The following is a 22,936-nucleotide window of genomic DNA, read 5'->3' as shown; positions in this document are numbered from 1 at the left end:
TGCTCCTCTAAGGGATGAGCCTCAGTTTTCTTACAAATTTATCAAGAAGGGAAAGCGCATTCATATGGAGTTCCCCTAACTAGCTATAGAAATAATTTCCTGGATGAGTTTCATAATACCTCTTCGGTTCTGGCAAGTCTACGGTTGGCTTCATTGAGGTGGACGGCAATCTATCGTGCACTGTCGCAAATCATATGTGGTTGTTTATGTGTCGTCCTTCAGAAATTGCAGTATTTTCTCCCAGGAATCGGCCTGTGCGAAGGCATCGTCAGTCGGGTTCCCGCCAAGATCAAAGGGTCCATTTCGACTTGTCGTGGGATAAAAAGGGGGAAAAATGCTGTGACCAGCTTTCGGGTAAAATAAGTGTTGATGAGCAAATGGGTGACCATGATCATCCAACCTCTTCATGACCATGTCCGCTAAATAGGACGACGGTCATGGAAGACCGCCCTTCACGGCCTTCACATGGAGGTCCTCCATCACCTTGATTTACGTCCTGTAGCTCCACGATGACATCAGCCTTTGTGCGGGCGTGATCGTCAAACAGAACGTTTGCGCCCATGCACCAGCGCCACTTTTAGGCAGAATGATTGCGGTACGCCATCTTCAGTAAACATCACGCGAAATGTCTCTTTGCAATCTGGAGCGGCGGACTGCAAAAATGAGACGAGTTTCTGGCGCATTTCTTGCGTCACACCTGCCCGCTCCACATCGGTGAAATGGTGGGCGGCAAAACGGCATGTGACGATATCGAACGAAGCGTCGTCATATGGCAGTTCTGCCACGTCTCCCACTTGGAATTGGGCATTGCGCACACCTTTGTCTGCTGCAAATTGGTTTGCCACCTGCACCATTTCCTCGGTGACGTCGACGCCATAACAGAATTGCACATGTGGAGCAAACGCCAGCGCGGTATGTCCGGCGCCTGCGCCGATGTCCAAGACGGTTTCTGTGCCTGACAGGCGGATCGAATTGACCATGAGGCCAAGATCTTCTCCTTCAGCAAACAACGGGGCATCACGATACTTTTCGGCATTTTTTGCAAACTGCGAGTCGGCAGTACGCAAGATGATTCCTCCTTTTGGCGATCACAATGGGATTGCGTTGATTTCATGGTACGTCATCAGACGGGAGGTGTCGAAGATATGTATGCTATCACTTGGATAGGTTGAGCCTATAGCCCTGTGCACACAAAAAAGAAGCACCGACAAAAGTCGATGCCTTTTTTTCTGAAGCCCATCACGTACTTGCAGCCACGAGTTCATTTTGGTCAAACTCAATCAGGCGACGACTCGCCATGATGAACGCCATCCGATCCCCGGAATCGAGTGCACGGTCGACCTCTTGCATCAGCTGTTTGCGATGAAAGCTGCGTAAGGATTGATCTATGACCCATTCTGCTTGCAGAGACAGCAGTTCTTTGACTGCTGGATCCATCTCTGTCTTGGTGGTTTCTTCTAACACAGCTGCATATTCTGGGCAAGTGGAACGGTCTTTAAAGAACAACCCAACGTATACATCATCGTCTGGGTGTTGATATAAATCAATAAACGCTTGCTCAACATCGGTTGTGACCGGTTTGTTGCGACGATAGTATCGAAATGGAGCGACATGGACGCAAGTTGTAGAGACGACGATCACCCGGGAAAAGTGACGAAAGTTATCGACAAAATGAACACGCTGTAACACGTTATCGCGAGTCATCATATACCGTAACAACATTTCCGCCTCACGACTCTGCAAATCGTAATTGGCCAGAAACCAGCGCAGAAAATGTTTCTTTTCAGCCACAGATACGATGGTTCCCATAGCCATTCTCCTCCCTGTTTCACATATCTCCGATAATTCGGCCAAAGTGCAGTGAGCAAATGTGAGAATCCTTTGTGTATTATATTCGGGTCTTCTGCACATTTTTCCTGCAGACGTCTGTTTTTCTCAACATTGCTCTCCTGCCGTGACACACTGCCGAATATCAGGAACTCATTGGACGTTGCGACGACATGTAGACAGCCATCCATTCGTTGAGCGTGCGCTCGACATTGCCCGGAATTGGGCCTAGGCTTTGTTTGGTCAACAATTCACGCCAAGCTTGAAAATCGTATCCTGAATGTAAGCCACGTGTGACCGTGTGCTCAAGAATGCGATAGATGCGGATGGCGCCAGAACTCTTAAGATCCGCAAATTGCGCGAGGATACCTTCCACTTCGGCATTGTGAAGAGTGACCATCACCTCGAAATTCGGCTGAACAATGAGAGACGCTTGGCTTGGGACGCTTTCCTCCACCAAGCTCATCTCGTCTTGTGTTAGTAATTCTTGACCGAGATTCGTCATTTGAAACCACACTGGACCAGATTCTTCATCAAAACCTGTGCGAATGACACCAAGGTGGGTCAGCATCTTCAGGATGCGTTTGGCAAACACATCTTCTCTCGTGTCGTAGTAAAAAGCGGTCACCATGTTCCCGCACGCTTCGAGAACGGACGCTTTCTCCACCCACTTATCGCCGATTTGCCGCATCACTTCTACAATCTCGCGCAGTCGCGGGATAGGGCGGCGATAAAGGCGCAGATAAAAGCGCAGCATGCGTTGAAGTTGACGGGGTTTCGCTAAAGCGCGCCAATCTTGAGCTTGGTCGGTGATTTGAAGTGTTTGATCCGCTTGTTCGCGAATCAGCTCCGCGTCGTACGCAAAATCGTAGAGCAAAGCGAACCTGTCTGGGTAGTCATGTGCTCTGCGACCGTAGCCAAATCGCCACTCAGGCACGGTCAAGTCTTCAGGCACCTCGAACAGTTCCATCAGTTGCTGGGTGTTTCGTTTATACATCGCACCCTCTGTTGTCAACGGAACGTCGTGATGTTGTATGTAATCTATGAAGGTGGTCAAGTCGCTGATGAGGGCAAAAGCCTCCTCTTGTTGAATCAACGGCTCATCTTCGCGTGTGGACAACTTGCACATGAAGTTGTCACGAAGCTGTTTGCGTATGGCTTCCCGCACGTCGTCGGGTATGACATAGGTCGGACGCATCGATTTTTCCGTCCGGGAAAACAACCAACCCTGGGATAGCGCCGTGTCAAGGGCATTGGGCGGAAACTCGTTGCTGGTAAACAGGGCCGCCACTTCTTCTTGGGAAAAGTGTGCACGGTTGGCCAGCGCCAATCGGGTCATGGCTTCGCGCCAATCGGTGAGCCAACGGGAGACCATCGTATCGAGATGTGTCTGCCAGCGCATGTGAAACAGAATGGTTTGCATCAAATCGTGTTTGGAGTGCAAAGAACAGGACAACTCCTGATGCACGGCAATTTTCCGCAACGTAGTGACCGACGCGTGATTGAGACATTCACTCAATTTCAACGTTCATCATCCTTTCTTTTTCCATTTCAGCGGCCGTCATGGTCTCGTAGGTGTACCCGTGTTCCAACAAAAAGTGTTGTCGATGGCGCGCGGTCTTCTCTTCGACCGTCTGCGCGCTGACCAATGTGTAAAACAATCCACCCTCTGCTTTGGGGCGCAGCAAGCGGCCAAGGCGCTGCGCTTCTTCCTGGCGTGAACCAAATAATCCGGAGATCTGGATGGCCACATCGGCGTTGGGGAGATCGACTGCGACGTTGGCAATGCGCGAGAGGACGAGGCAGGAAACCTCGCCTTTGCGAAATGCGGTATATGCTTTCAGACGATCCGCCTTTGGCGTGTCGCCAGACAGCAGCGGGCAATTCAATTGGCGCGCCACTTTCGCCAGAAATGCGGTATAGTGCCCCATCACGAGAATTTGTTGATCGCGATGGCGCGCGCATAGCGATAGAACCAGTGGCAACTTATCCTCGTTATCGGCTGCCAGGCGATGTTTTAGACGAATGGGCGCAGCATCATACGTCTTTTGTGCAGCGGCATTGAGTGGGACGAGAATTTCCTGACAGCGAACTTGAGACAGGTAGCCTTGGCGGACGAGATCGACCGTGTGCACTTCGTAGCACTTTGGCCCAATGAGCGTGAATACATCGCTGGCGCGCCCGTCTTCGCGAATCAGTGTCGCACTGAGACCCAGTCGGCGTGCACTTTGCAGATCAGCAGCCAGGCGGAACAAGGGTGCAGGCAACAAATGCACTTCGTCATAGATGATGAGGCCCCAGGTGTGTTTGGTATAGCGCCGCAAATGGTGGAAATCGCCGTTCTTGCGGCGGGCGGTCAGGCGTTGGTACGTAGTGATTGTGACGGGGGTGGGCGTGTTGAAGCCGTCGTCGATGGATACGATGTCAGGCGTCAACGTCGTAAAGTCGAGTATGTGTTTGTGCCACTGCGCCGCGGATGCTTCGTTTGGCACGAGCACGAGCGTATGTACGGCCAATACGGCCATCACGCCGACGCCGATGACTGTTTTGCCTGCGCCGCATGGCAGCACCATCACACCGGATTGCAGATTGCCATCCACGAAGCGGGAGATGGCTGTGGATTGATATGGACGCAATGGCTTGTCTTCGCGCAACTGAACCGAGAGGGATTTGCCCGTGGTTGTTGCTGCCGTTGCATCTGCGACATGGAAACCGTGTTTTGCCAATGCGACTTTGACAAGCGCGATGGCTGTGTGCGGGAAAATCATGCTGTCGGGACCACGCGAGCTTGCCTGTTTTGTCACGGAGGGTAAGCGCTGGATTTCGTCCATCACTTTTTTAGCGCCAGTGAGGACGACATCGTTGCGATCCGTTTCCAGGCGCAGTTGCCCCCACCTCCCCATTGTCTGTACCACGTGTTGTTGTAAGGTTGACGGGAGCGGTGTATTGGTGTGCGTTCTTATAAATTGAATGACTTTGGCTGCAGACCATCCGGTGCGACATGCATTCCACAACTGTTCATGTGTCAATTTGTACACAAAGAACGGCGGTCGTTCGTGTATGCGCTGCGCAAAACAATCCAACTGATGGATGATGTGCATGTCGTCGCCGTGATCGACGTAGAGCGTGTCCATGCCTTGCGGATAAATCATGCTTGCTCATCTCACCCTGCCATCTGATTTGCGATGGTTTTTCGTTGAGCGTTATGCAACGCTTAAGTTAAATGTATTTTTAATGAAATTCATGGAATGTATACCTATTCAGAGGCAAAAAAATAGGAATCCGCTTTCACGGATTCCATACAGGAGATTCTGCTAGGAGTGGAGAGAAATCAGAACATAACACCCTTCGAGAACCAGAATACTCCTCCATGGAAGCGCTGTCAATAGTGAATTTTACAGTTGATCTGCAAGTGTTGGGTCGGACGGTTTCGCTCCATCTGGCGAGCGCAACGCTTGTTCCAACATCGCCCGATGGCGCAGAATCCAAGCAGCGGCGCGGATTCGCCAAGCCAGTCCCCACTGTGGTCCCTGGCTTTCTGGTGTGATGCCCGCTTCGATGGCCTCTTCGGCCGCCTCGCGCACCGCAACTGTCAAAATGAGATCCAATAGATGCTGGCGTTCAAAGTCCGTGACGCCGTAGGCATCGACGAGCAATCGCAATTGCCTGGCCCGATCCGCCAACGGCGGCAACCCGACCATCTCTGCCACATCATCGTCATGCAACTGCGGAAAGAGCCAGCAAACCCGCGCCAGTTCGACCATTGGGTCCACTGGTCCCGCGAATTCCCAATCGATGAGCGCCAGCGGCATGCCATCTCGTGTCACCATATTCCAAGGGGCGATGTCCCCGTGGCTGATGACGCGGCGCGCGCCGCCCAGTTCGCGCAGGAACCATGGTTGCCATTGCGCGTCTTCAGCGGGTTCGAAGGAGGTAGTTGCATCGTGTAACCGACGCAGCATTTGCCCAACCGCGACAATGGCTTCATCACGCCATGGGCCAGGGTGGACAAATTCACCTTCAATATAGCTTTGCATCTCACGGCCATCCGCAGCATATCCGATGGCCGTTGGCGCGGCGTCAAAGCCAACGTGTGCCAAATGGTTCAACAAACTGTGTACGCTTTCTGTCCATGGGCCCGTTGGCCGTAGAACGACATCTGCTTTTCGATTGACCGATTTTTGCGTCGATAGCACGGTTTCCTCATTGCTTGTCATTGCGTGGTTTTGCTGATTGTCTTTCAATTTGTGTCCCCTTCCGTTCAAGGGGATCTCGCAGTTTATAGGGCGTCTGATGCGTTTCTCCCCCGAATTTGCGCCCGAACTACAATGGTTATGCTGCTCATGGTAGCAGAGGTAGATGTTTTTTGACAGACCGTCCTGCGTGATGCATTTTGCATCTGCACAACCATGAAAATGTGCGCCAATCCGGGGAACATGGACGGCAGCTTTTAGGACGCTTTATTTTTCATAGGACAAAGTGGCAACAGGACAAGACGCCAGACCCATTTGTAGGGTATATTGAAGCAAACGGCTGTAACATGGCTGTAACGTTTAGTACATATGTATCGTCTAAAAATGTAGAGAATGACTCCACTCCCACTTCTCCTACTTGAGAACTTTGGTGAGCGTTGAGATAGATTGGAGTGTGTGGCAATGAAACGAAGGGCAGCACTAGGGGTATCCATTTTATTGGGCGTTTCTCTGACCGGATGTGGAACGTTTGACCTCGGCAAATACACAACAAGCCACAATACACAGAATGGTGTGAATTCGACGACTACCTCGGTCCAGCCATCACAACACAAAAAGGGATCTTCATCCTCTACAAAAGGAGAACAGTCCAGTGACACAGCGCCTGTCACTGTCAAAACCATCGATACGCCACAATACCCTTCCTTCGGATTGGGAGCCAGTGGTCCTGCGGTGTTGGCCTTGAATGAACGATTGGCGGAACTCGGATATCTGCCTGTGCAAATCCAGGGAGGGCAGCAACCGCAAATTTCCCTCGCCAATATAGAGAGCCCGCCGCAAGCCGCTTTCAGCTGGCGCTATACGAATGTGCCATCGGGGTTGGAACAAGAATGGCAACCCAACACGTTTACAGAAATGACGCGCGGCGCAGTCATTTCTGTGGAACACGACAATGGTCTGCCGATAGACGGCATCGCCGGACCGGCGGTTTGGAACGCGATTTTAGGGAGTAGCGCAGCGCAGAACACACAGCCATACACATACGTACTGGTGACGGAGAACCCAGCGCCAGAGACGCTCCGTGTGTGGAAAGACGGCACATGGGTTTATCAAGCATTGGCCAACACCGGTATTCCGCAGGCTCAAACGACAAACGGCACCTTTGCCGTCTACCTGCGCTATCTGTCGCAAACCATGACCGGTAAAGACCCAGACGGCCAGCCTTACAGTGATCCTGGCGTACCCTATGTGAACTACTTCAATGGCAGCGAGGCAATTCATGGTTTTGAGCGCGCTTCGTACGGTTCTCCGCAAAGCCTAGGCTGTGTTGAATTGTCGGCATCTGACGCCCAGACAGTCTGGTCGTTGATAGACTATGGCACGCTGGTCACAATCTCTGGACACTATGTCGCGCCATCACAGACAAACCAGTCTTCAAGCAGCACCGATGGAACAAGCAAACAAACCTCGTCAAGTGGGACGAGTGGCTCGACTCAATCGGGATCGAGCAAGACAGGTGCAACTACGACGACTTCGAAAGGTTCCGGTACATCCAACGCGACAGGTAGCGGCCACACCACAAGCGGAAACGGTTCGACTGGCAATGCGACGGGTTCCGGCGCTTCGAATTCAACGGGCACGGGCAACTCGACAAGTGGAAACAATTCGACCGGCAATTCGACAGGAACAAACAGCACGAGTGGAAACACGACGAATACTGGCACCGAGAATGACACGACCGGGGATGCGAACAACACGAATACGACAGGTGCGACCAATGTCACAAACGCGAGTGGTACGGGGACGACTGATACAACCGTTCAAGGCGGATGACCCCCCTCTGAGGCGGGTGGTTGTGAGCCAGTTCAGTTCAATTGCGCGTGACCCTGTGTTGTCAGATTCGTCTGACAACACAGGCGTCAAATGCTCATATATCAACGATGTTGTTTCGATAGGCTCGTACATCGACGACCGGTCCTGCGCTTCGTGAAGGGCAACCGGTTTTCGGCGCACAGCAACAGTCTTAGATGTCCAATCCGTACTCCAGCATGATGTGTCTTTCCCTCAAACCAGAAGTAATAATCTTGCTTATCGCGATATTCGCGTGCCCCTTCGGCCTGAAAGTCGTGTAACGCAATCCAGCACTTCCTTGACTTCCGTTCTATCCTCATAATACAGTTTTTTTTGATGAAGACTGATAGAGCACCAAATCTCGCGAATTTTATGAGAAAATGAACACGACACAAGTGCATAAATGAATTTTAGAAAGAAGGTTGTCCGTGCGCTCAGTTAAAATCCGCCCATTTGTTCCCTCTGGGAGTGACTATCCCCTTGCCCAACGTTTTTTTGAGGATCTCGGTTTTAAAAAAGTGTATGCAGACGATGGGTTGAGCATCTTTCAAAATGACGAACAGGAATTTTTCTTGCAAAATTTCAACAACCAGGAATTTCAGGACAACTTCATGTTGGAATTGCGTGTCGAGCATCTCGATGATGTGTGGAGACATATTCAAGATACTGAGCTTGAGAAGAAGTATCCCATCCGTGTCAAAGCGCCCGAGGTCTACCCTTGGGGAAGTCGGGAAATTCATTTGATCGATCCGGCTGGGGTATGTTGGCATATCTCTGAAAGTGTTAAGGAATAAAATTCAGATGTAATCGCTTGTGGGCGTTGTTGCTGAACATTTTAATGCTGAGCTAGAGAAAGGTGATCGACGAATGAAGAAATGGTTAAACAAGTTATAACATAGTTCCCAGACATGTGCGGGTATCCCTTGGATTCGTGGACCGCCTGCTGTCATTCTGCTTTTTTACTAAATTCATCAGGAATGCGGAGGTTGGAAAGCGAAGATGAGAAATGAAAAGGAAATGCTCGATTTAATTATCGGGTTTGCAAATGATGACGCGCGCATACGCGCGGTGATGATGAACGGTTCACGCGCCAATCCGGCAGCGCCGAAAGATATCTTTCAAGATTACGATATCATCTACTTTGTGACGAGTGTCGATGAATTTGTGCGTGATCGCAGTTGGATCCAACGCTTTGGAGAGCTCATCATCATGCAAACACCAGATGAAATGGGCATCCCTTCACCGACGGAAAGTGACAGTTTTGCTTTTCTCATGCTCTTTCAAGATGGAAATCGGATTGATCTGACACTATATCCGGTGGATAAATTGGATAGCCTGGAACGGGATAGCTTAAGTGTTTTGTTGCTTGATAAAGACCATATCTTAGGGCCGCTTCCGTCTTCAAGCAATCGGGATTACTTGACGGTTCCACCAACGGCAAAACAATTTGCCGATTGTTGCAATGAGTTTTGGTGGGTCAGCACGTACGTGGCCAAAGGTTTGTGGCGGCGTGAACTCCCTTATGCAAAATACACGTTTGAGCGTCCTGTGCGGGATATGCTGACATTGATGTTGCAATGGGACATTGGGGTTCAGACCGATTTTGCAGTCGATTCCGGGAAATGCGGCAAATATTTTTCTAAGTATTTGGAAGCGCGCCAGTGGGATGCATATGTGAAGACCTTCGCCAATGGCGAGTATGAAGAAGCTTGGAACGCGCTTTTTGTCATGTGCGATCTCTTCAGAGAGACGGCGGTCAAGGTGGCGCAGCATTTTGGCTATGCGTATCCAGATGATGACGACAAACGGGTCAGCGGTTATCTACGGCATGTAAAGGAACTCCCGCCAGATGCACAAGGCATATATGAGTAATAAGTAAAAAGACCTGAAGTCGCTGGAACCGATAAGGGCATGCGCCCTTGTCGGTTTTAGCATGTTCCTTCAATTTATCTAATAGTGGTACTATTGAGAGCGTTGAATCTAAGAAAACAGTAGCGGGTACCCAGTAGGATCTCGTGTTCTTCCGCTCGGGTACTGACAGAGGAGGCCAGCGACAATGTCATTCATCGCAGGAGAGCTCGTCACCGAGACGCTCGAGTACGACGGCGGTCGGCAAGTCACCGTGTACGTCCCTCCGGATCCGCCCCAGGCAATCGTGTTTGCCGGTGACGGTCAGTTGATCTCACAATGGGGTGTAGTTCTCGAGGCGTCCGCCGCACCGTCCACAATGATCGTCGGCGTGCATCGACTAGCAGATGAGATGCTGCGGCTCCATGAATACTCGCCAGGCTTTAGCCCGGAACGATTCGCGGCACACGAGAAGTTCTTCGTCGAGGACGTCCACCAATGGGCCCGGTCGCGTTTCGGAGTTACGCTGCCCCCCGAGCGCACTGCGGTGTTCGGTGTCTCCGCGGGTGGAGAACTCGCGCTCGCCATTGGCCTTCGGCATCCAGACATCTACAGTTCGATCTTCTGCGCCTCGCCAGGAGGGGGTTACCGACCACCTGACGTGATGCCGAGTTCGATTCCGCGCGCATACCTCGTCGCCGGCACGTTGGAGCCGTTTTTCCTCGATAACGCGACGCGGTGGGCGGCTGCGCTGCGCGATGCAGGTGCGGATGTGGAAATGAGAGAGCGGGTCGCGTCGCACGACGATGTGATGTGGCGAGAGGAGTTCCCGTTGATGGTGGCGTGGGCGTTTGGACGATAAAACATCCGCCAAGTCCGGGTACAGTGGTTCGACTCGTATCCGACCGTTCCTGAATTGGGACTTCTCTTTCATGAAGCAGCGAAGCATCCCGATCCGCCATATATCGACTGTCTGAACATTGATGATGGACTTGATTTGGTTCTCGAAGGTTGGGAAATAGCTCATTATGGTAATCACTCATGTGATCCAAATATCTGGCACGTGGGACCATTTGAATTGGCGACGTCCCGAACTTCAACAACGATACGGAACCCACGGGTGTCTGTGTTACTTAAGCGGATTGTTGGTGCTGTTAGCCACCTTTGATTTAGCCATTGTTCCACGACACCATTAACGGGGACGAATGCCCCATAAATCCATTTCTCATACGGAGAATGCTTTGGATTTTTTTCAGTCCCCCCGAATTCTAAATACTCACTGAATATCAAGTAACTTGTTCCACATTGACCAGTACGGCGGCCATTGTCCCCTATCAATGTTGATAATCCAAGAGGTTTGGTGTTGCCGCGCCTTATCCGTGCGCCATACGGATGAAGAGCCCTCGTTTGATCGCACCCAAAAAAGATGTTTGCTTTTTTCATCCCACATAGGCTGAAAATCCCCCATCCCTTCAGGTGGAGTTGTAATTTTATGCACACTTTTATTTTGAAGCTGAACATTGTACAACGATGGCAACTGTTCCAGAGGAAGCTTCCTTTTAAACTCGCCTTCTCGTACTCTAGAGACAGTCAATGACATATCATCATTCCATGTGAATGCGTTGTCCACGAACCCCTTTGGTGTAAATGCTTTTACAGCCCTAAACTGTGGTGCAGAGGCAACCGCAATTCGTTTATTTTCAGTGATAGAGCGCCCACCACCTTGGATAAACGCAAGTTCACTGGATTTTGGTGCCCACTCAAACCAATCATTTCGGTCAAGCATTTCTGCAATGGGAATTAGATGTTTGTCATGGACAGACAAGACACACAAGATATTGCTGTCTGCTGACCAGGAGGCAGTTGGATGAACAATAAACGCAATCCATTTTCGATCAGGTGACCACTTAAATGTCGATGTTCCAATCGCCAATACCGTTGTACCCGATAAGCTAACTTCTTTGGGCAAATCGTAAAATACAACGGCATGATTGAGCAGTGATTTATCTCTAGTCAGTGGGATCGTATACAGGTGTGCGCGTGTCCAACCATCTGGGAGCAAGTGAGCTGATGAGGAAACCATAAAGCCACTTCCATCCGGCAGCCATGCGAATTGCGAGACACCCAGGGACACATTCCTAAACCCTTGTTCTCGAAGATTCCGCATATCAATGTCATTTAAAAGCGTTCCATTTTGAAACGCTAAAATATCAGAATTAGGTGACCAGGCAATGTTCATGTCACTGTCGCTTTTGTCAAACGCGAATACCATCGTATCTTGATGTGTCTTGAGATTTCTTACGCGGAGCGTGTTTAGTTTGTGAAATTCCGTGTCGTCGGTGACAACGTAAGCAATCCATCGCCCATCGTATGACCATTTTGGAGAAGACACGGACTTGTCTCGCGTGACCTGTCTCTCCGTATCCTTTGTTTTTACCCACAAATTTCCGTCTCGAATAAAAGCGGCTTCTAAGTTGTTATCATTTGATACCTGAGCTGTAACAAAGCTGGGGTGACTACATAACAATCCCGCCAAAAGCCCTAGCACTAGTAATTCAGTTCGCAACCAGAATCCCTCCAATGGAGGGTAGTGTATCCAACGCCACTTTCCTTACGACAATTAGGTGGAATAAAGGAATTATTCTGTCGCATTACTTCCTACGGCGATACCCCTATATTGTATTTTGGGTAGTAAAATATTGATAACGCTTGTTAATGGAATTTCCTTAAATGGAGGTAAAGCAATGCAGGGATACAACGTTGTGATGATATACAGCAGGGATATGGGGCGGTTGCTCATGTGCAAACGATCAAAAAATCCATATCAAGGCTTATCTAATCTGGTTGGTGGGAAAATTGAATTTGGCGAAGCTGGTATGGATGCCGCTTACAGAGAACTGTTTGAAGAAACCGGCATCTCAAAAGAAGATGTCATTTTGCATCATCTAATGGATTTTACATACTACTTCCAAGCTTGCTATGTTGAAGTTTATGTTGGCAAATTGGAGCGGGATGTGCCCGTCTATGGAGATGAAAATGAACTGTACTGGTCTGATTTGAATCAAGATTTTTTTGACATGTCCTTATATGCGGGCGAAGGGAACATTGGGCACATGATTGAACAAGTCAACATGAGCAAAAATATCATTTTTACTGATTGATACATCTCTGCGGGCGGATCGATTATATCCGAAATCCTGCGGTGGTAATTTAGGGTTGCTGCGCCATCCGCGATTGCTCGATCCGGCTGATGGCGCGGGTGGTATCATGCGCAGAGGTCTATTCCAACAAAGGCTTAGCCCCAATCGCTTCTTCTGTTGACCCAGGGGAAGGGCGTATTTGGAACTGGTAAATGAAGTGCGCGACAGATTGGCCCCCACCCTTCTTTTGCATTCCATTCCAATAGCCTATGTGGCGGAACACTACTTCGCACTTTTGCATTGTGCCGCTCGTAGGCCGCCATCATCACAGATGGATCATCCCACTTCGTTGTTCCGGCGAAACGTTCCAACAAATCCAACAATGCCCTGCCTTCGTTCCAATCCGGTGCAAGCGCCATGCGTGCTGGTTGTAAAATAGTTGCATTGACACTATGCCACCACTCTTTTGCACTATCGCGTACCGACAACAGCACCAACGCATCTGGATTCGCTTCACTGATTTCGCGCCAAAACAGCGACGTTGGCCAATCGACCGCAGCGACGTATCCGTCGAACAACCTGTCCCAGTCGATAGCTTCATCTTTCAACGCTCGGTTCCAATCATCCCCAAGATTGAAAGGATGACCAGGAATGGTACTCATGTGATGGCATCGACCACCAAGTAAATGTTCAAATGCATATCTCTGCGATGATGTGCCTGTTCGTGGCAAGCCAGCGCCCACAACTCGGAGTCCCATTATGCAGATTCCACCTCTCATGTTTGGTGTACCGTTGTTCCACCTGTCTGTTGGTGAGGTCAGCCGCGGCGACGAGCGATATGAAGAACGGCTCCCCAGTGTCGGCGAACTGACTTGTTCGGTCGTTGATACAAGCGGTCGCGAATTTCACTATACAATCTTTCTTGTTTCCACTCCTCCATGAGGATGTGTCCGGAGAATGTTTGAAGAAGTGCGATGTATTCATCGACATTGTACACGCGTTCCCAGTCGAAGTGGCGAATGTGTACAACCTCAAACAACCCGCTTTGCTCGATCTCGCTTCCTTGCTCCGCTAACTCCCCTGGGCGTGGCCAAGCGGTGCTCGTGGGGACTCCTTCGCCGATCTCGTCGTAAACGTCTTGAATTTCAAGGAAAAAAGGGTCCCCATCATCCGGAAAGACATGGCTTGCATTCCAGAAGGCAAGGTGCCCATCGGGACGCAAAACCTGCCAGGCCTTGCGATAACGAACTGCAGGGTCAATCCAGTTCCACGCAGTCGCGGCGAATACCAAATCAACGGCAGTTCCTGTCGGAAGCTGCCAATCCTCAAAATGACTTTCAATGACCTCCACGTTCAATCCAGAAAGATTTTGGCGGGCAACCGAAGCAAGCTGTGCTCCACGTTCAATGCAGGTGATGGCAAATCCACGTTGCGCTAATGGAAGCGTCGCTTTTCCTGTTGCGCAACCGATTTCAAGAAGATGAGCACTTGGCTTCAATTGAGCGGTGTTGATTAAGTCGTCGATCAGCTCTTGAGGATAATCAGGCCGAACCTGTTGATAAATGGATGCTGCTTGATCAAAAGTCTGCCGCAAACGATTTCGCTCATTGTCCGCAGTCATCAGATTCGCTCCTCCCATCAACCTTGGCAAGGGATTTCGACAGAAGGTATACGTATCCTTCCAGAATGTCACCATTGTGATAAATATACGGAACACTAAATTATGGCCGCTATTTCATCCAGAGTCAGAGGTTTGCCCTGAAGTCCGCCGGAAGTCGAGACAAACCACGTGGAAGGTTTTATCCCGAGCGCTTTCAACATAACTTCATGGGGCGCGAAGCCCTTCTACGGGGATATATCCGTAGTGAATTCATCGCACGCGGATTACCACATATTGTGGTGGATGGCTCTAATCCTATCGATAAAGTAATAAGACAGGTCGAAAATCACTTCTTGGACTATCTGAGCTCTAGTAAAAGAGCGAGCGAGTAAGGACCCCAAACTGGCGCAAAAAAGAAATTGCCTCATTCTCTTCACCAATGTAGTCTATGATCCGTTTAAGAGGCTGTTCGATTAGAAAATCTGTGTCCAGTTCGTATCGAGGATGATCAACTGTGACTTTCGCAGCAGGGCAACGAAGATTCTTGGATTGTGATTTTCATGAGCGTTTTGCAGAGTGATCGTGAAATTAAATAAGATTGTCCTTACTTACATTCGATGTGTAGATATGAACATAATCGATTTTTAAAAATGCTGGAAATTGCGTTTCCTTTGTAGGTATCCCTGCCATTCCACCAACCGCATTGTTTATTGTCAGATACATCGGCTCATTTGGTACAAACTTTGTTATGTGGAAAATCTGTTGTCCATCAATGTACCATGTCAAATCGTTCTTTTTCCAGACCAGTATATATGTATGATAGCTGTGAGACAAATTAAAAGGCATGATCGCCGTCACTCCGACACGTTTGTAAGTTCCAGTCGGAGCCGCGTGAAATGTGGCATATGCGTTGTTCTTTTTGGATCCGATGTATTCCATCATATCTATTTCAGGATAAACAGGGCCTTCTACCGGTTTGAGCCATAAAGCAGGGAATATTCCTTTTCCAGCCGGCAGTTTTGCTCGAATCACCACTGTTCCATATGTAAATTCAAAATGGCCTTTGGTATCAATTCTTCCAGAAATATAATCTTTTCCGTTATAGGGTGTGTGGTCAGCCTCAATCATCAATTTTCCATCTCGGATGTACACATTTTCCTTGGAATAGTATTGTAGCTCATTGCTATAGGGCCATGATTGTGACACTATGCTCCATGCTTTCAAGTCTGACGATGTATTGAACTCTTGGTCAAATGCTGGTGACCCCAGTGGAATAAGATTTTTTGTTGGTTCGATATGTGTGATATGGATTACCTGATTAACACGCTCTTTAGGAAGCGTTAGAACGACAGTCACGAAGATTGGGATTATGATTGTTAGTAGCAGGAAAATTCGAGATCTGGCCTTTTTCGATTTAAATTTTTGGGGGAATTTCATCACTTGTGTATGACCTCATTTATTTAAACTAATAGGAATTTGTATTGTATTATCGAAAGAACGAGGGGGTTCATTAAATGGCTGTATTTCAGAAAATACCATGCCTCCCTCACGGTTGTTTGAGGTCGATTTTGAGGTGGTGTCCCATATGAACATGTTGGGACACCACCCCAGAGTTATACTATAACCGAATGTATTCTCCCTTTATTGCACCGAGCATGCTTTGTACATTTTTCGTATCAAAAAGAACGGCCGCATTCTCCCCAAGTAAAGTATAATCAATATCTGAATGATTTGTTACCACAACGGCGATATCCGAGTTTACAATGGCAGTTTTCGCATCTCTAACATTGTGATACGTCTCCCCCTGTACAGTTACACTGGTCACATGGTCATCCCAGATTGCTACATTTGCACCAAGCCGGTTTAGCTCTGCAATCAACTCAAGTGCTGGAGATTCCCGTACATCACTAACATCCTTTTTGTAGGTGATACCAACGATAAGAATATTACTCCCATGGATGACTAAACCTCTTTCATTTAATAGCTCCATGATACGTTGACAAGTATACCGTGGCATATTTGAGTTGATGTCACCAGCTGTTTCAATCATACGACTTTGCATATTAAATGACTTCACTTTCCAACTCAAATAATATGGATCAACCGGAATACAGTGTCCCCCTACACCACTACTAGGGTAAAACGGCATAAATCCAAATGGTTTAGTACTCGCTGCATTGATCACTTCCCAAACGTCAATGCCCATGTTATTGCAAAGAAGTGCCATTTCATTCGCAAAACCGATGTTTACGTATCGGAATGCATTTTCGTATATTTTGGTCATCTCCGCGACAGATGGGGATGACACTTGGATTGCATTGTTTCCGAAGTACATACAAGCGATCTTTCCGCAAACTGCAGTCATCCCGCCAACAACCACGGGTGTATTTTGGATGTTAAAGTTTTGATTCGCAGGGTCGATCCGTTCCGGTGAATACGCTATGAAAACATCCTCGCCAATTGTAAGTCCTCGTTCTCGAAGCATTGGGACTAAGATTTCCTCGGTAGTACCTGGGTATGTGGTGCTTTCCAAAATCACTAAAGCACCTGGCTTCATGAAATTTGTCACATCGCTACACGCGTTTTCTACGAATTGTAAATCGGGATGCTTGTATTCATCCACTGGTGTTGGCACACAGATAACAATGACATCTGCATCCGATAAATGATTCGCGTCATATGTTGCAGTCAAATTCCCTGAATGAATCAATTCACGAATGGATTCGGACGTAACATCATCGATGTAGCTTTCTCCACTTGTAATTTTATGAACTTTATCGACCGAGAGGTCATACCCGATTACGCGGAAGCCTTCCTGTGCCTTGGCAACAGCATTTGGTAGACCAACATATCCTAGTCCGATAATCGCGATTTTTGCTGTCTTATTTTCAATCTTAGCCATCAATATTTCTGCGTGCATACTCGCATTTTGTATCGAAATTGCCATAACAGTTCCCTCCCAATTCTTTTATCTTGTGCCCCAACCTGTGACTTTCAGAGTCGCCAAGGCATATATTCGTAGCGGAAACAACAGCCCTAAATGAACAATTCCATAGAGTGGTGCCAATAAAAATACGAGTGGACGTTTCAAAATGTAGTACACATTTCTGGCGTAAGCTGATAGGCAGATATACGCAGCATAGTAGCTGATCAAAACCAATCCCATCGTTCTTTCCTTAAGTATGACACCTGCGAACAATGCAATCCCAAAGGTTATCCACAGTGCCATTTCTAATATGACCCATACCAAAACCTTTGGTTTTTTGAATCCCAATTTAAACGCCAGCAGACTTTCCCTGAAAAACGATTTATTCCAGCGTACTTGCTGTTTTACAAACTGGCGTAATGTGGGTGGAACGTCGGTTAAACATATCGCATTTTCCTGGTAGACTGTTTTTCCTCGCTCAATTGCGTAGTTCGTTAAACAACGATCATCACCGAATTGAACAGGTTCTCCCAAGAAGGTCTGGTTCCGGTAGCGTTCCAAGTTATCTAGGATTACTTCACTGCGATAGCAACTAATTGGACCAGAGCAGACAAGCACATTACCTGTTACTGATTGAGCGGCACGTTCAACACGAAATGCATTATCATAACGCATATCAAGTAAACGTGTTAACCATGACTCTGTCCGATTTCTCGCATTGATGTGGCCTGTCACTGCCATAACCTTTTTATCCCGAAAAGGTATCAGCATTTCTTCTACCGCATTTGGGTAGACATAGCCATCTGAGTCGGTGGTGAAAATAATGTCTCCTGTCGCACGTTCAAATCCGTAGATTTGTGCATGGCGCTTTCCCCTATTATCTTTGTAACGATGGACGTGTAGGTTTTCGGCACCGGTTTGCTCTTTTAATAGAAGAATTGCGTGATAGGCCGACAAGTCTTTGCTACCATCATCGATGAAGAAAATTTCATGCACTCGATGTGTCTGTCTTAGCAAACTTTCTACAGTGCTGCGTGCCGCTTCTTCCTTTTCGTTGAATGATGGAACAATGACTGTGACTTTATAATCCAATGCATCTCCTTTAAATGGCTTGTAAAAAAATGAAAGTACCATTTTCCCCAGCAAATAAGTAACCATGACTGAACCATATATTCCAAGCGTGAAGTCGATACGTCCATGAGCTTTTGAATTCACATAAATCATGCCCATCACAAAAGCTAAAAATAGTACAAAAATAAAGAGCCGACTGATGAACGACGTAGGTTTTCGATTTCTGTTATCTTTTAGCAATGGTATATTCGAATCGTTCAGTTGGTGTTCAATCACTTTTGTTTGCTCCTTTTGTTGACGTGATCCATATCGGCGGTCGTCACTTACGAACAATCTAGACGTTGAAGATTGAACCGCTTGGATTGTTCGTTAATAAGTTAAGTAGTAAGCGACGGATCACGTGTAATTCCCTGTGCTTTTTGCGCCTTCCACGCACGCACGTAGTTCGGTTTCGTCGCCTGACGAGTGCGGCCGATAACAAATCCATCGTCGTCAACATCGTCTGTGACAGTCGATCCTGCACAAATATAGACACTGTCCCCAATCGTAACAGGCGCAATTAGATTCACGTTCGATCCGACGAAGCTGTCATCCCCTACGACAGTCCTGTGTTTCTTTTCACCGTCATAATTTACGGTGATGACACCGCAACCAACGTTAACATTGCGTCCGATTTGCGCATCTCCCACATAGGCCAAATGACTGACTTTTGTATTGTCACCGATTTCGCTGTTCTTAATTTCTACAAAGTTTCCAACCTTGACATTATCGCGCACCTGTGACCACGGGCGAAGATAAGCAAACGGACCCACTTGTGACTCGTTGCCAATCACGCTGTCAAGTGCCACCGTGTATTGCACGACTGTGTTTTCCCCAACTGTCGTGTTTACGAGGCGCGAATTGGGACCGATTTCAGCAAATGATTTTACTTTTGTCGTACCAAGCAACATCGTCCCGGGAAGCAAAGTTACATCCTGCTCTAGCTCTACGTCGCTCTCGATGTATGTGTTATCTGGATCCTCAATGGACACCCCGGCACGCATCCACTGTTCTAGAATGTTCCGACGGCAAAGTTTTTCCACATGCGCTAACTGAACTCTGTCGTTCACACTCGCGATTTCATCGACATTCGATACCGAAACAGGCACGACTTTTTGATTGTCAGAATTCAAAATCCCGAGCGTATCCGTCAAATAAAACTCTTTCTGGGCATTGTCCGCTTTTAACCTTGCGATGGATGATTTGAGCGCATTTACTTCATACGCATAAACTCCTGTATTGACTAAACGATTCGCTCGTTCCGCTTCGGTAGCGTCCTTCTCTTCAACGACGCGAACAATTTGTTTCTTGTCGTCCAAGAAAACGCGACCGAAGCCTGCAGGATTGTCTACTTCGGCGGTCAACACTGCTACGGCTGCTTCCTGATGCCATTGCGTCTCAAACAATCGAAAAAGCGTCTCTGGTTGTATCAAAGGCGCATCACCGTACAACACAACGACGGAATCCGTGTCATCTCTCAAATGCGGCAAAGCTGCCCGTACCGCATCTCCTGTTCCAAGTTGTTCTTCTTGAACAGCGATATCCACCCGTCCCTTAATCGTTTCCGTGACAGCTTCTCTTTGCTGACCGACAACAACGATAATCTGGTCTAAACCAACTCGATTCAATGTATCAAGAATGTGCATGATCATCGGCTTGCCACACACACGATGCAACACTTTGTGTGTTCGCGACTTCATCCGTGTACCATGGCCGGCCGCTAGCACAATTGCGCTTTTACCCATATTATCCCTCCGTGCCTGCTTCGAGTTTCTACTTAAAAGATTGTGATAGAGAGTCAATAGAAGTTGGTCTTTGTAGTCCTACACTCATTTCTAAATCATGACGCCGCCTAGATTGTGCTCGTCCACATATTGGGTTTTCATAAAGATAGACAGTGAGGCGTCAAAACTACTAAATTCGTTCTCATCAGACTCGCAATCAAAATCATTCGTATAATCCAAATGTTTCGTAAATATGTTTGCTTTCTTCTGCTTAAAACTTGTGTGAGACCAATTGTTGTAAGGAACAGAAGTGACTGCATAGTCCGTTGTTCTGACCCTGAAGCCCTGGAATTGCATCAGATTCGTCATTTATAACGCTCGTACATATTCCCGTTGCCATCCCCTGTACATGTCCAAGAGAGCACTCCTTTTGTGTAGTGAATAGCAGACCATTCAGGCTCCAAGATAGAATTTTGCAGCTCTTTCAAACCGCCATGGGGGTTATATTACAGCCATTAAATGTACATTTGACTGTTTAAGATACTGAACACGTTTCATTTTGAGTGGCTTTACCTGGTCACTGAGTGTATATAAGTGAGGATTCAGTGAATGAGCGCTGGATAGCGATAGTGCTTGTTCTCTAATGCGCCTTGAGTGCTTTTTTATAGTGGATAGCAAATCGGTAGTGGTCGTTCTTGACGACGAAGGAGGAACTTGCACCGATAGAGCTTTTTCCATGTTCGAATTGGCTTGGTACTGGCGGTCGAACAGTGTTGTCGACGCAATACTCTTTGTTGCAACAGTTGCAGAATCTGTAAAACCTTCAATGACGTTTCCCAGAACTTTATTCACCGATAAATCCCCCCTTATGAGTTGTCATAGTGATTCGGCATAGTTCGACAACTTATGAGGGTCGAGACATTATCTTTTCATTTGACCAGTTCAACTGGCCAAGACGATTCTGAAGTTGGAACGTCATCTTGGCCATCGTTCACAGCGGTATACTCAGCGCTCCATCAATCCTCCAGAATCAAATGGCCACGGAGAATTTGATGGAGCATTATTGGCGGACGGAGGAGGGGAAATGAGGATATGATAAAAATGGCTTTTGGCCTAATGAATGTTCGCCTGGCTATGCCGGATCAATATTTAGAGTGTAAGTGCAGTTAGCACCCCTGCGCTATCCTTGAAATACAGCACGTTGTCTTCAGAGTTGACAAATATACTGTTATTGGGCGCGTTCGATGATGAACATGTTGACAGTCCAAGATACCCCGCACTCTGAATTCCATAGTTCCGCATGTTCATGACACTATTCCAGCCGCCGCCTGAATCATGGCTGATGTACTTCGCATTCAGATGGGAGTGATCCATGATCATATTCGCGCCAGATATATTTCCGTTGGTAAACGCTGTTGCCAAGTTGATATATTGATTTCCGGTCATCAGTGTATTGGTTGTTGCGCTGGACAGAATAATACCAGTTCCAGATGCTGATCCGCTGTTTTCAAAACGGTTCCCAACAAATACATTTCTATACCCATTATCCATAATTCCGTTTGTAAATTGCTCAAATGTACAGCCAATGACGATAATATGGTCAGTGATTGTAGCAATTTGTACCGCTGTTGTGACAGCATTTGTACGACATCCAATTAGTCGGTTGCTGTTTGCTTTGTTTTGAAACAAATACCCTGTTCCAATTGTATTCGCGGATCCAGCATTGACAGATACGTCCGTCATGGTGTTGTAATAGCTGGTGCCAATGTCCCCCTGATCAAACGAGACACCTGTGAAATTCGTGTTACCCCCATTTGATTGAAGGATATTGATTCTTGAAGCGACTGATTGATATACCATAGAGAATTCAATACCAATCGTGCTATTTGGATTACAGATCAGTGTAAAATCGGTTAGTTCGATGTTCCCAACGGGCGTTCCTGTATTGTTAATCATCGCTTTCCCTGATCCCGTATGAACAATGGTTGTGGCATTCCGTCCTGAACCACGAATGACAAGTCCAGAAATGAGTTGGATGTTTTGCACGTAATATGTTCCTGGACCAAGTTGAATTGCTCTTCCATTTGCCATGTGGGCAGCTGATGCAAATGCTTGCGTATCATCTTGCACTCGGTTTACCGACGGTGTCTGATAGTTTCGTATATCGATCGAATCATGTTTTCCACCAAAAGAAATATCACTCATTTGATTCCTACCTTCCGATAAAACTAAAATACGGTTGTCACAGAAACCGTTGGCGTCCTATTGCGCTATTGAAGTTCTCAAGAACGGGATGAACTGTTCGTCATACGGGATTCGTTCTACGTACTTCAGTTCCTTCGGCAGTTGGAGAAAGCGTTACAAAAGGATACACATGGAAGAAAATGAGGGATTACGCGTCTTGGTTCGTACACTTGCGTAAAATGTCCTAGATGAAATTCATGAGTGAATCCAAAGGACCTGAGCGTAAAAATTTGCGCTAGTCATTTTTGGGAGGAGAAACAAACCTGCAAACACGCGCTTACAGGCACCGCAGATGCAGGTTTGTATTCTCGTTTTATAATAATCGCATAAGACAACTGATTTGCGACGGTCAAATGCTGATTTTCATAATTAGGGGCTGCTGAATGATCTATGCAACGGCACTGTTGATGGCAAAATCCAGTGCGATGAGTTCGGAGAGTATGAGACAAAAAAGAAACCGTAGCCTCTTCTCA

The 22,936-nt window shown here is 47.6% G+C and carries 21 protein-coding genes; 5 read left to right on the top strand and 16 right to left on the bottom strand.

Features of this window, described 5'->3' with window-relative positions; genetic code table 11:
- Positions 1-204: 204 nt before the first annotated feature.
- From ACFSB2_RS06485 to ACFSB2_RS06455, 7 genes are all read right to left on the bottom strand, one after another.
- On the bottom strand, positions 205-408 hold the full coding sequence (locus ACFSB2_RS06485; RefSeq protein ID WP_377942222.1) for an acyl-CoA thioester hydrolase/BAAT C-terminal domain-containing protein: 204 nt from the start codon (positions 406-408) through the stop codon (positions 205-207).
- Positions 392-562, bottom strand: coding sequence for a hypothetical protein (locus ACFSB2_RS06480; RefSeq protein WP_377942221.1), 171 nt, complete (start codon positions 560-562; stop codon positions 392-394). Before ACFSB2_RS06480 ends, ACFSB2_RS06485 begins: the two co-directional genes overlap by 17 nt.
- Positions 540-1,067 carry a class I SAM-dependent methyltransferase gene (locus ACFSB2_RS06475; protein ID WP_377942220.1) on the bottom strand — a complete coding sequence of 176 codons (528 nt, stop codon included), beginning with the start codon at positions 1,065-1,067 and terminating at the stop codon, positions 540-542. The genes ACFSB2_RS06480 and ACFSB2_RS06475 overlap by 23 nt, the downstream gene beginning before the upstream one ends.
- Before the next feature lie 172 nt (positions 1,068-1,239).
- A complete protein-coding gene (locus tag ACFSB2_RS06470) occupies positions 1,240-1,809 on the bottom strand; it encodes a YpiB family protein (protein ID WP_377942219.1) in 570 nt (189 codons plus the stop codon).
- A gap of 163 nt (positions 1,810-1,972) precedes the next feature.
- Positions 1,973-3,352 (bottom strand): helicase-associated domain-containing protein, encoded by a 1,380-nt coding sequence (locus ACFSB2_RS06465; protein ID WP_377942218.1) that lies wholly within the window; start codon positions 3,350-3,352, stop codon positions 1,973-1,975.
- Complete coding sequence (locus ACFSB2_RS06460) at positions 3,339-4,979, bottom strand: DEAD/DEAH box helicase family protein (RefSeq protein ID WP_377942217.1); 1,641 nt, start codon at positions 4,977-4,979, stop codon at positions 3,339-3,341. Before ACFSB2_RS06460 ends, ACFSB2_RS06465 begins: the two co-directional genes overlap by 14 nt.
- A 243-nt stretch (positions 4,980-5,222) precedes the next feature.
- Complete coding sequence (locus tag ACFSB2_RS06455) at positions 5,223-6,071, bottom strand: aminoglycoside phosphotransferase family protein (protein WP_377942216.1); 849 nt, start codon at positions 6,069-6,071, stop codon at positions 5,223-5,225.
- A 411-nt stretch (positions 6,072-6,482) separates the two neighbouring features.
- On the opposite strand from ACFSB2_RS06455, the gene ACFSB2_RS06450 reads away from it, so the two are divergent.
- The 4 genes from ACFSB2_RS06450 (at position 6,483) to ACFSB2_RS06435 (ending at position 10,581) form a co-directional block, all read left to right on the top strand.
- Complete coding sequence (locus ACFSB2_RS06450) at positions 6,483-7,853, top strand: L,D-transpeptidase family protein (protein ID WP_377942215.1); 1,371 nt, start codon at positions 6,483-6,485, stop codon at positions 7,851-7,853.
- Positions 7,854-8,299: 446 nt separating this feature from the next.
- Positions 8,300-8,665 carry a VOC family protein gene (locus tag ACFSB2_RS06445; protein ID WP_377942214.1) on the top strand — a complete coding sequence of 122 codons (366 nt, stop codon included), beginning with the start codon at positions 8,300-8,302 and terminating at the stop codon, positions 8,663-8,665.
- A 205-nt stretch (positions 8,666-8,870) separates the two neighbouring features.
- Positions 8,871-9,743, top strand: a complete 873-nt coding sequence (locus ACFSB2_RS06440) for an aminoglycoside 6-adenylyltransferase (protein WP_377942213.1) — start codon at positions 8,871-8,873, stop codon at positions 9,741-9,743.
- A gap of 184 nt (positions 9,744-9,927) precedes the next feature.
- Complete coding sequence (locus ACFSB2_RS06435; protein ID WP_377942212.1) at positions 9,928-10,581, top strand: alpha/beta hydrolase; 654 nt, start codon at positions 9,928-9,930, stop codon at positions 10,579-10,581.
- 414 nt (positions 10,582-10,995) lie between these two features.
- Here the strand turns inward: ACFSB2_RS06435 and ACFSB2_RS06430 are convergent, their stop codons facing one another.
- Positions 10,996-11,958, bottom strand: coding sequence for a translocation protein TolB (locus ACFSB2_RS06430; protein ID WP_377942211.1), 963 nt, complete (start codon positions 11,956-11,958; stop codon positions 10,996-10,998).
- Between the two features lie 505 nt (positions 11,959-12,463).
- On the opposite strand from ACFSB2_RS06430, the gene ACFSB2_RS06425 reads away from it, so the two are divergent.
- Positions 12,464-12,880 carry an NUDIX hydrolase gene (locus ACFSB2_RS06425; protein WP_377942210.1) on the top strand — a complete coding sequence of 139 codons (417 nt, stop codon included), beginning with the start codon at positions 12,464-12,466 and terminating at the stop codon, positions 12,878-12,880.
- A gap of 134 nt (positions 12,881-13,014) precedes the next feature.
- Here ACFSB2_RS06425 and ACFSB2_RS06420 read toward each other — a convergent pair whose 3' ends face one another.
- The 8 genes from ACFSB2_RS06420 to ACFSB2_RS06385 all read right to left on the bottom strand — a co-directional run bounded on the left by ACFSB2_RS06420 (position 13,015) and on the right by ACFSB2_RS06385 (position 22,424).
- Positions 13,015-13,617, bottom strand: coding sequence for a sulfotransferase family protein (locus ACFSB2_RS06420; RefSeq protein ID WP_377942209.1), 603 nt, complete (start codon positions 13,615-13,617; stop codon positions 13,015-13,017).
- Positions 13,618-13,676: 59 nt separating this feature from the next.
- Positions 13,677-14,480, bottom strand: a complete 804-nt coding sequence (locus ACFSB2_RS06415; RefSeq protein ID WP_377942208.1) for a class I SAM-dependent methyltransferase — start codon at positions 14,478-14,480, stop codon at positions 13,677-13,679.
- Between the two features lie 567 nt (positions 14,481-15,047).
- Positions 15,048-15,896 carry a glycoside hydrolase family 16 protein gene (locus tag ACFSB2_RS06410; RefSeq protein WP_377942600.1) on the bottom strand — a complete coding sequence of 283 codons (849 nt, stop codon included), beginning with the start codon at positions 15,894-15,896 and terminating at the stop codon, positions 15,048-15,050.
- A gap of 181 nt (positions 15,897-16,077) precedes the next feature.
- The gene (locus ACFSB2_RS06405; protein WP_377942207.1) at positions 16,078-17,406 is read right to left on the bottom strand and encodes a nucleotide sugar dehydrogenase; all 1,329 of its coding nucleotides are present in this window, start codon (positions 17,404-17,406) and stop codon (positions 16,078-16,080) included.
- Between the two features lie 21 nt (positions 17,407-17,427).
- Positions 17,428-18,732, bottom strand: a complete 1,305-nt coding sequence (locus tag ACFSB2_RS06400) for a glycosyltransferase (RefSeq protein WP_377942206.1) — start codon at positions 18,730-18,732, stop codon at positions 17,428-17,430.
- Positions 18,733-18,833: 101 nt separating this feature from the next.
- Positions 18,834-20,240: a bifunctional UDP-N-acetylglucosamine diphosphorylase/glucosamine-1-phosphate N-acetyltransferase GlmU gene (gene glmU / locus ACFSB2_RS06395; protein ID WP_377942205.1), complete on the bottom strand. Its 1,407-nt coding sequence runs from the start codon at positions 20,238-20,240 to the stop codon at positions 18,834-18,836.
- Between the two features lie 480 nt (positions 20,241-20,720).
- On the bottom strand, positions 20,721-21,071 hold the full coding sequence (locus ACFSB2_RS06390; protein WP_377942204.1) for a hypothetical protein: 351 nt from the start codon (positions 21,069-21,071) through the stop codon (positions 20,721-20,723).
- Between the two features lie 297 nt (positions 21,072-21,368).
- Positions 21,369-22,424 carry a hypothetical protein gene (locus tag ACFSB2_RS06385; protein ID WP_377942203.1) on the bottom strand — a complete coding sequence of 352 codons (1,056 nt, stop codon included), beginning with the start codon at positions 22,422-22,424 and terminating at the stop codon, positions 21,369-21,371.
- Positions 22,425-22,936: the final 512 nt, after the last annotated feature.

Origin of the sequence: Alicyclobacillus fodiniaquatilis, assembly GCF_042678105.1 — a bacterium.
GTDB lineage: Bacteria > Bacillota > Bacilli > Alicyclobacillales > Alicyclobacillaceae > Alicyclobacillus > Alicyclobacillus fodiniaquatilis.
Note: the sequence above shows the minus strand (reverse complement) of the source record. Positions and strands in the feature narration are given on the sequence as shown.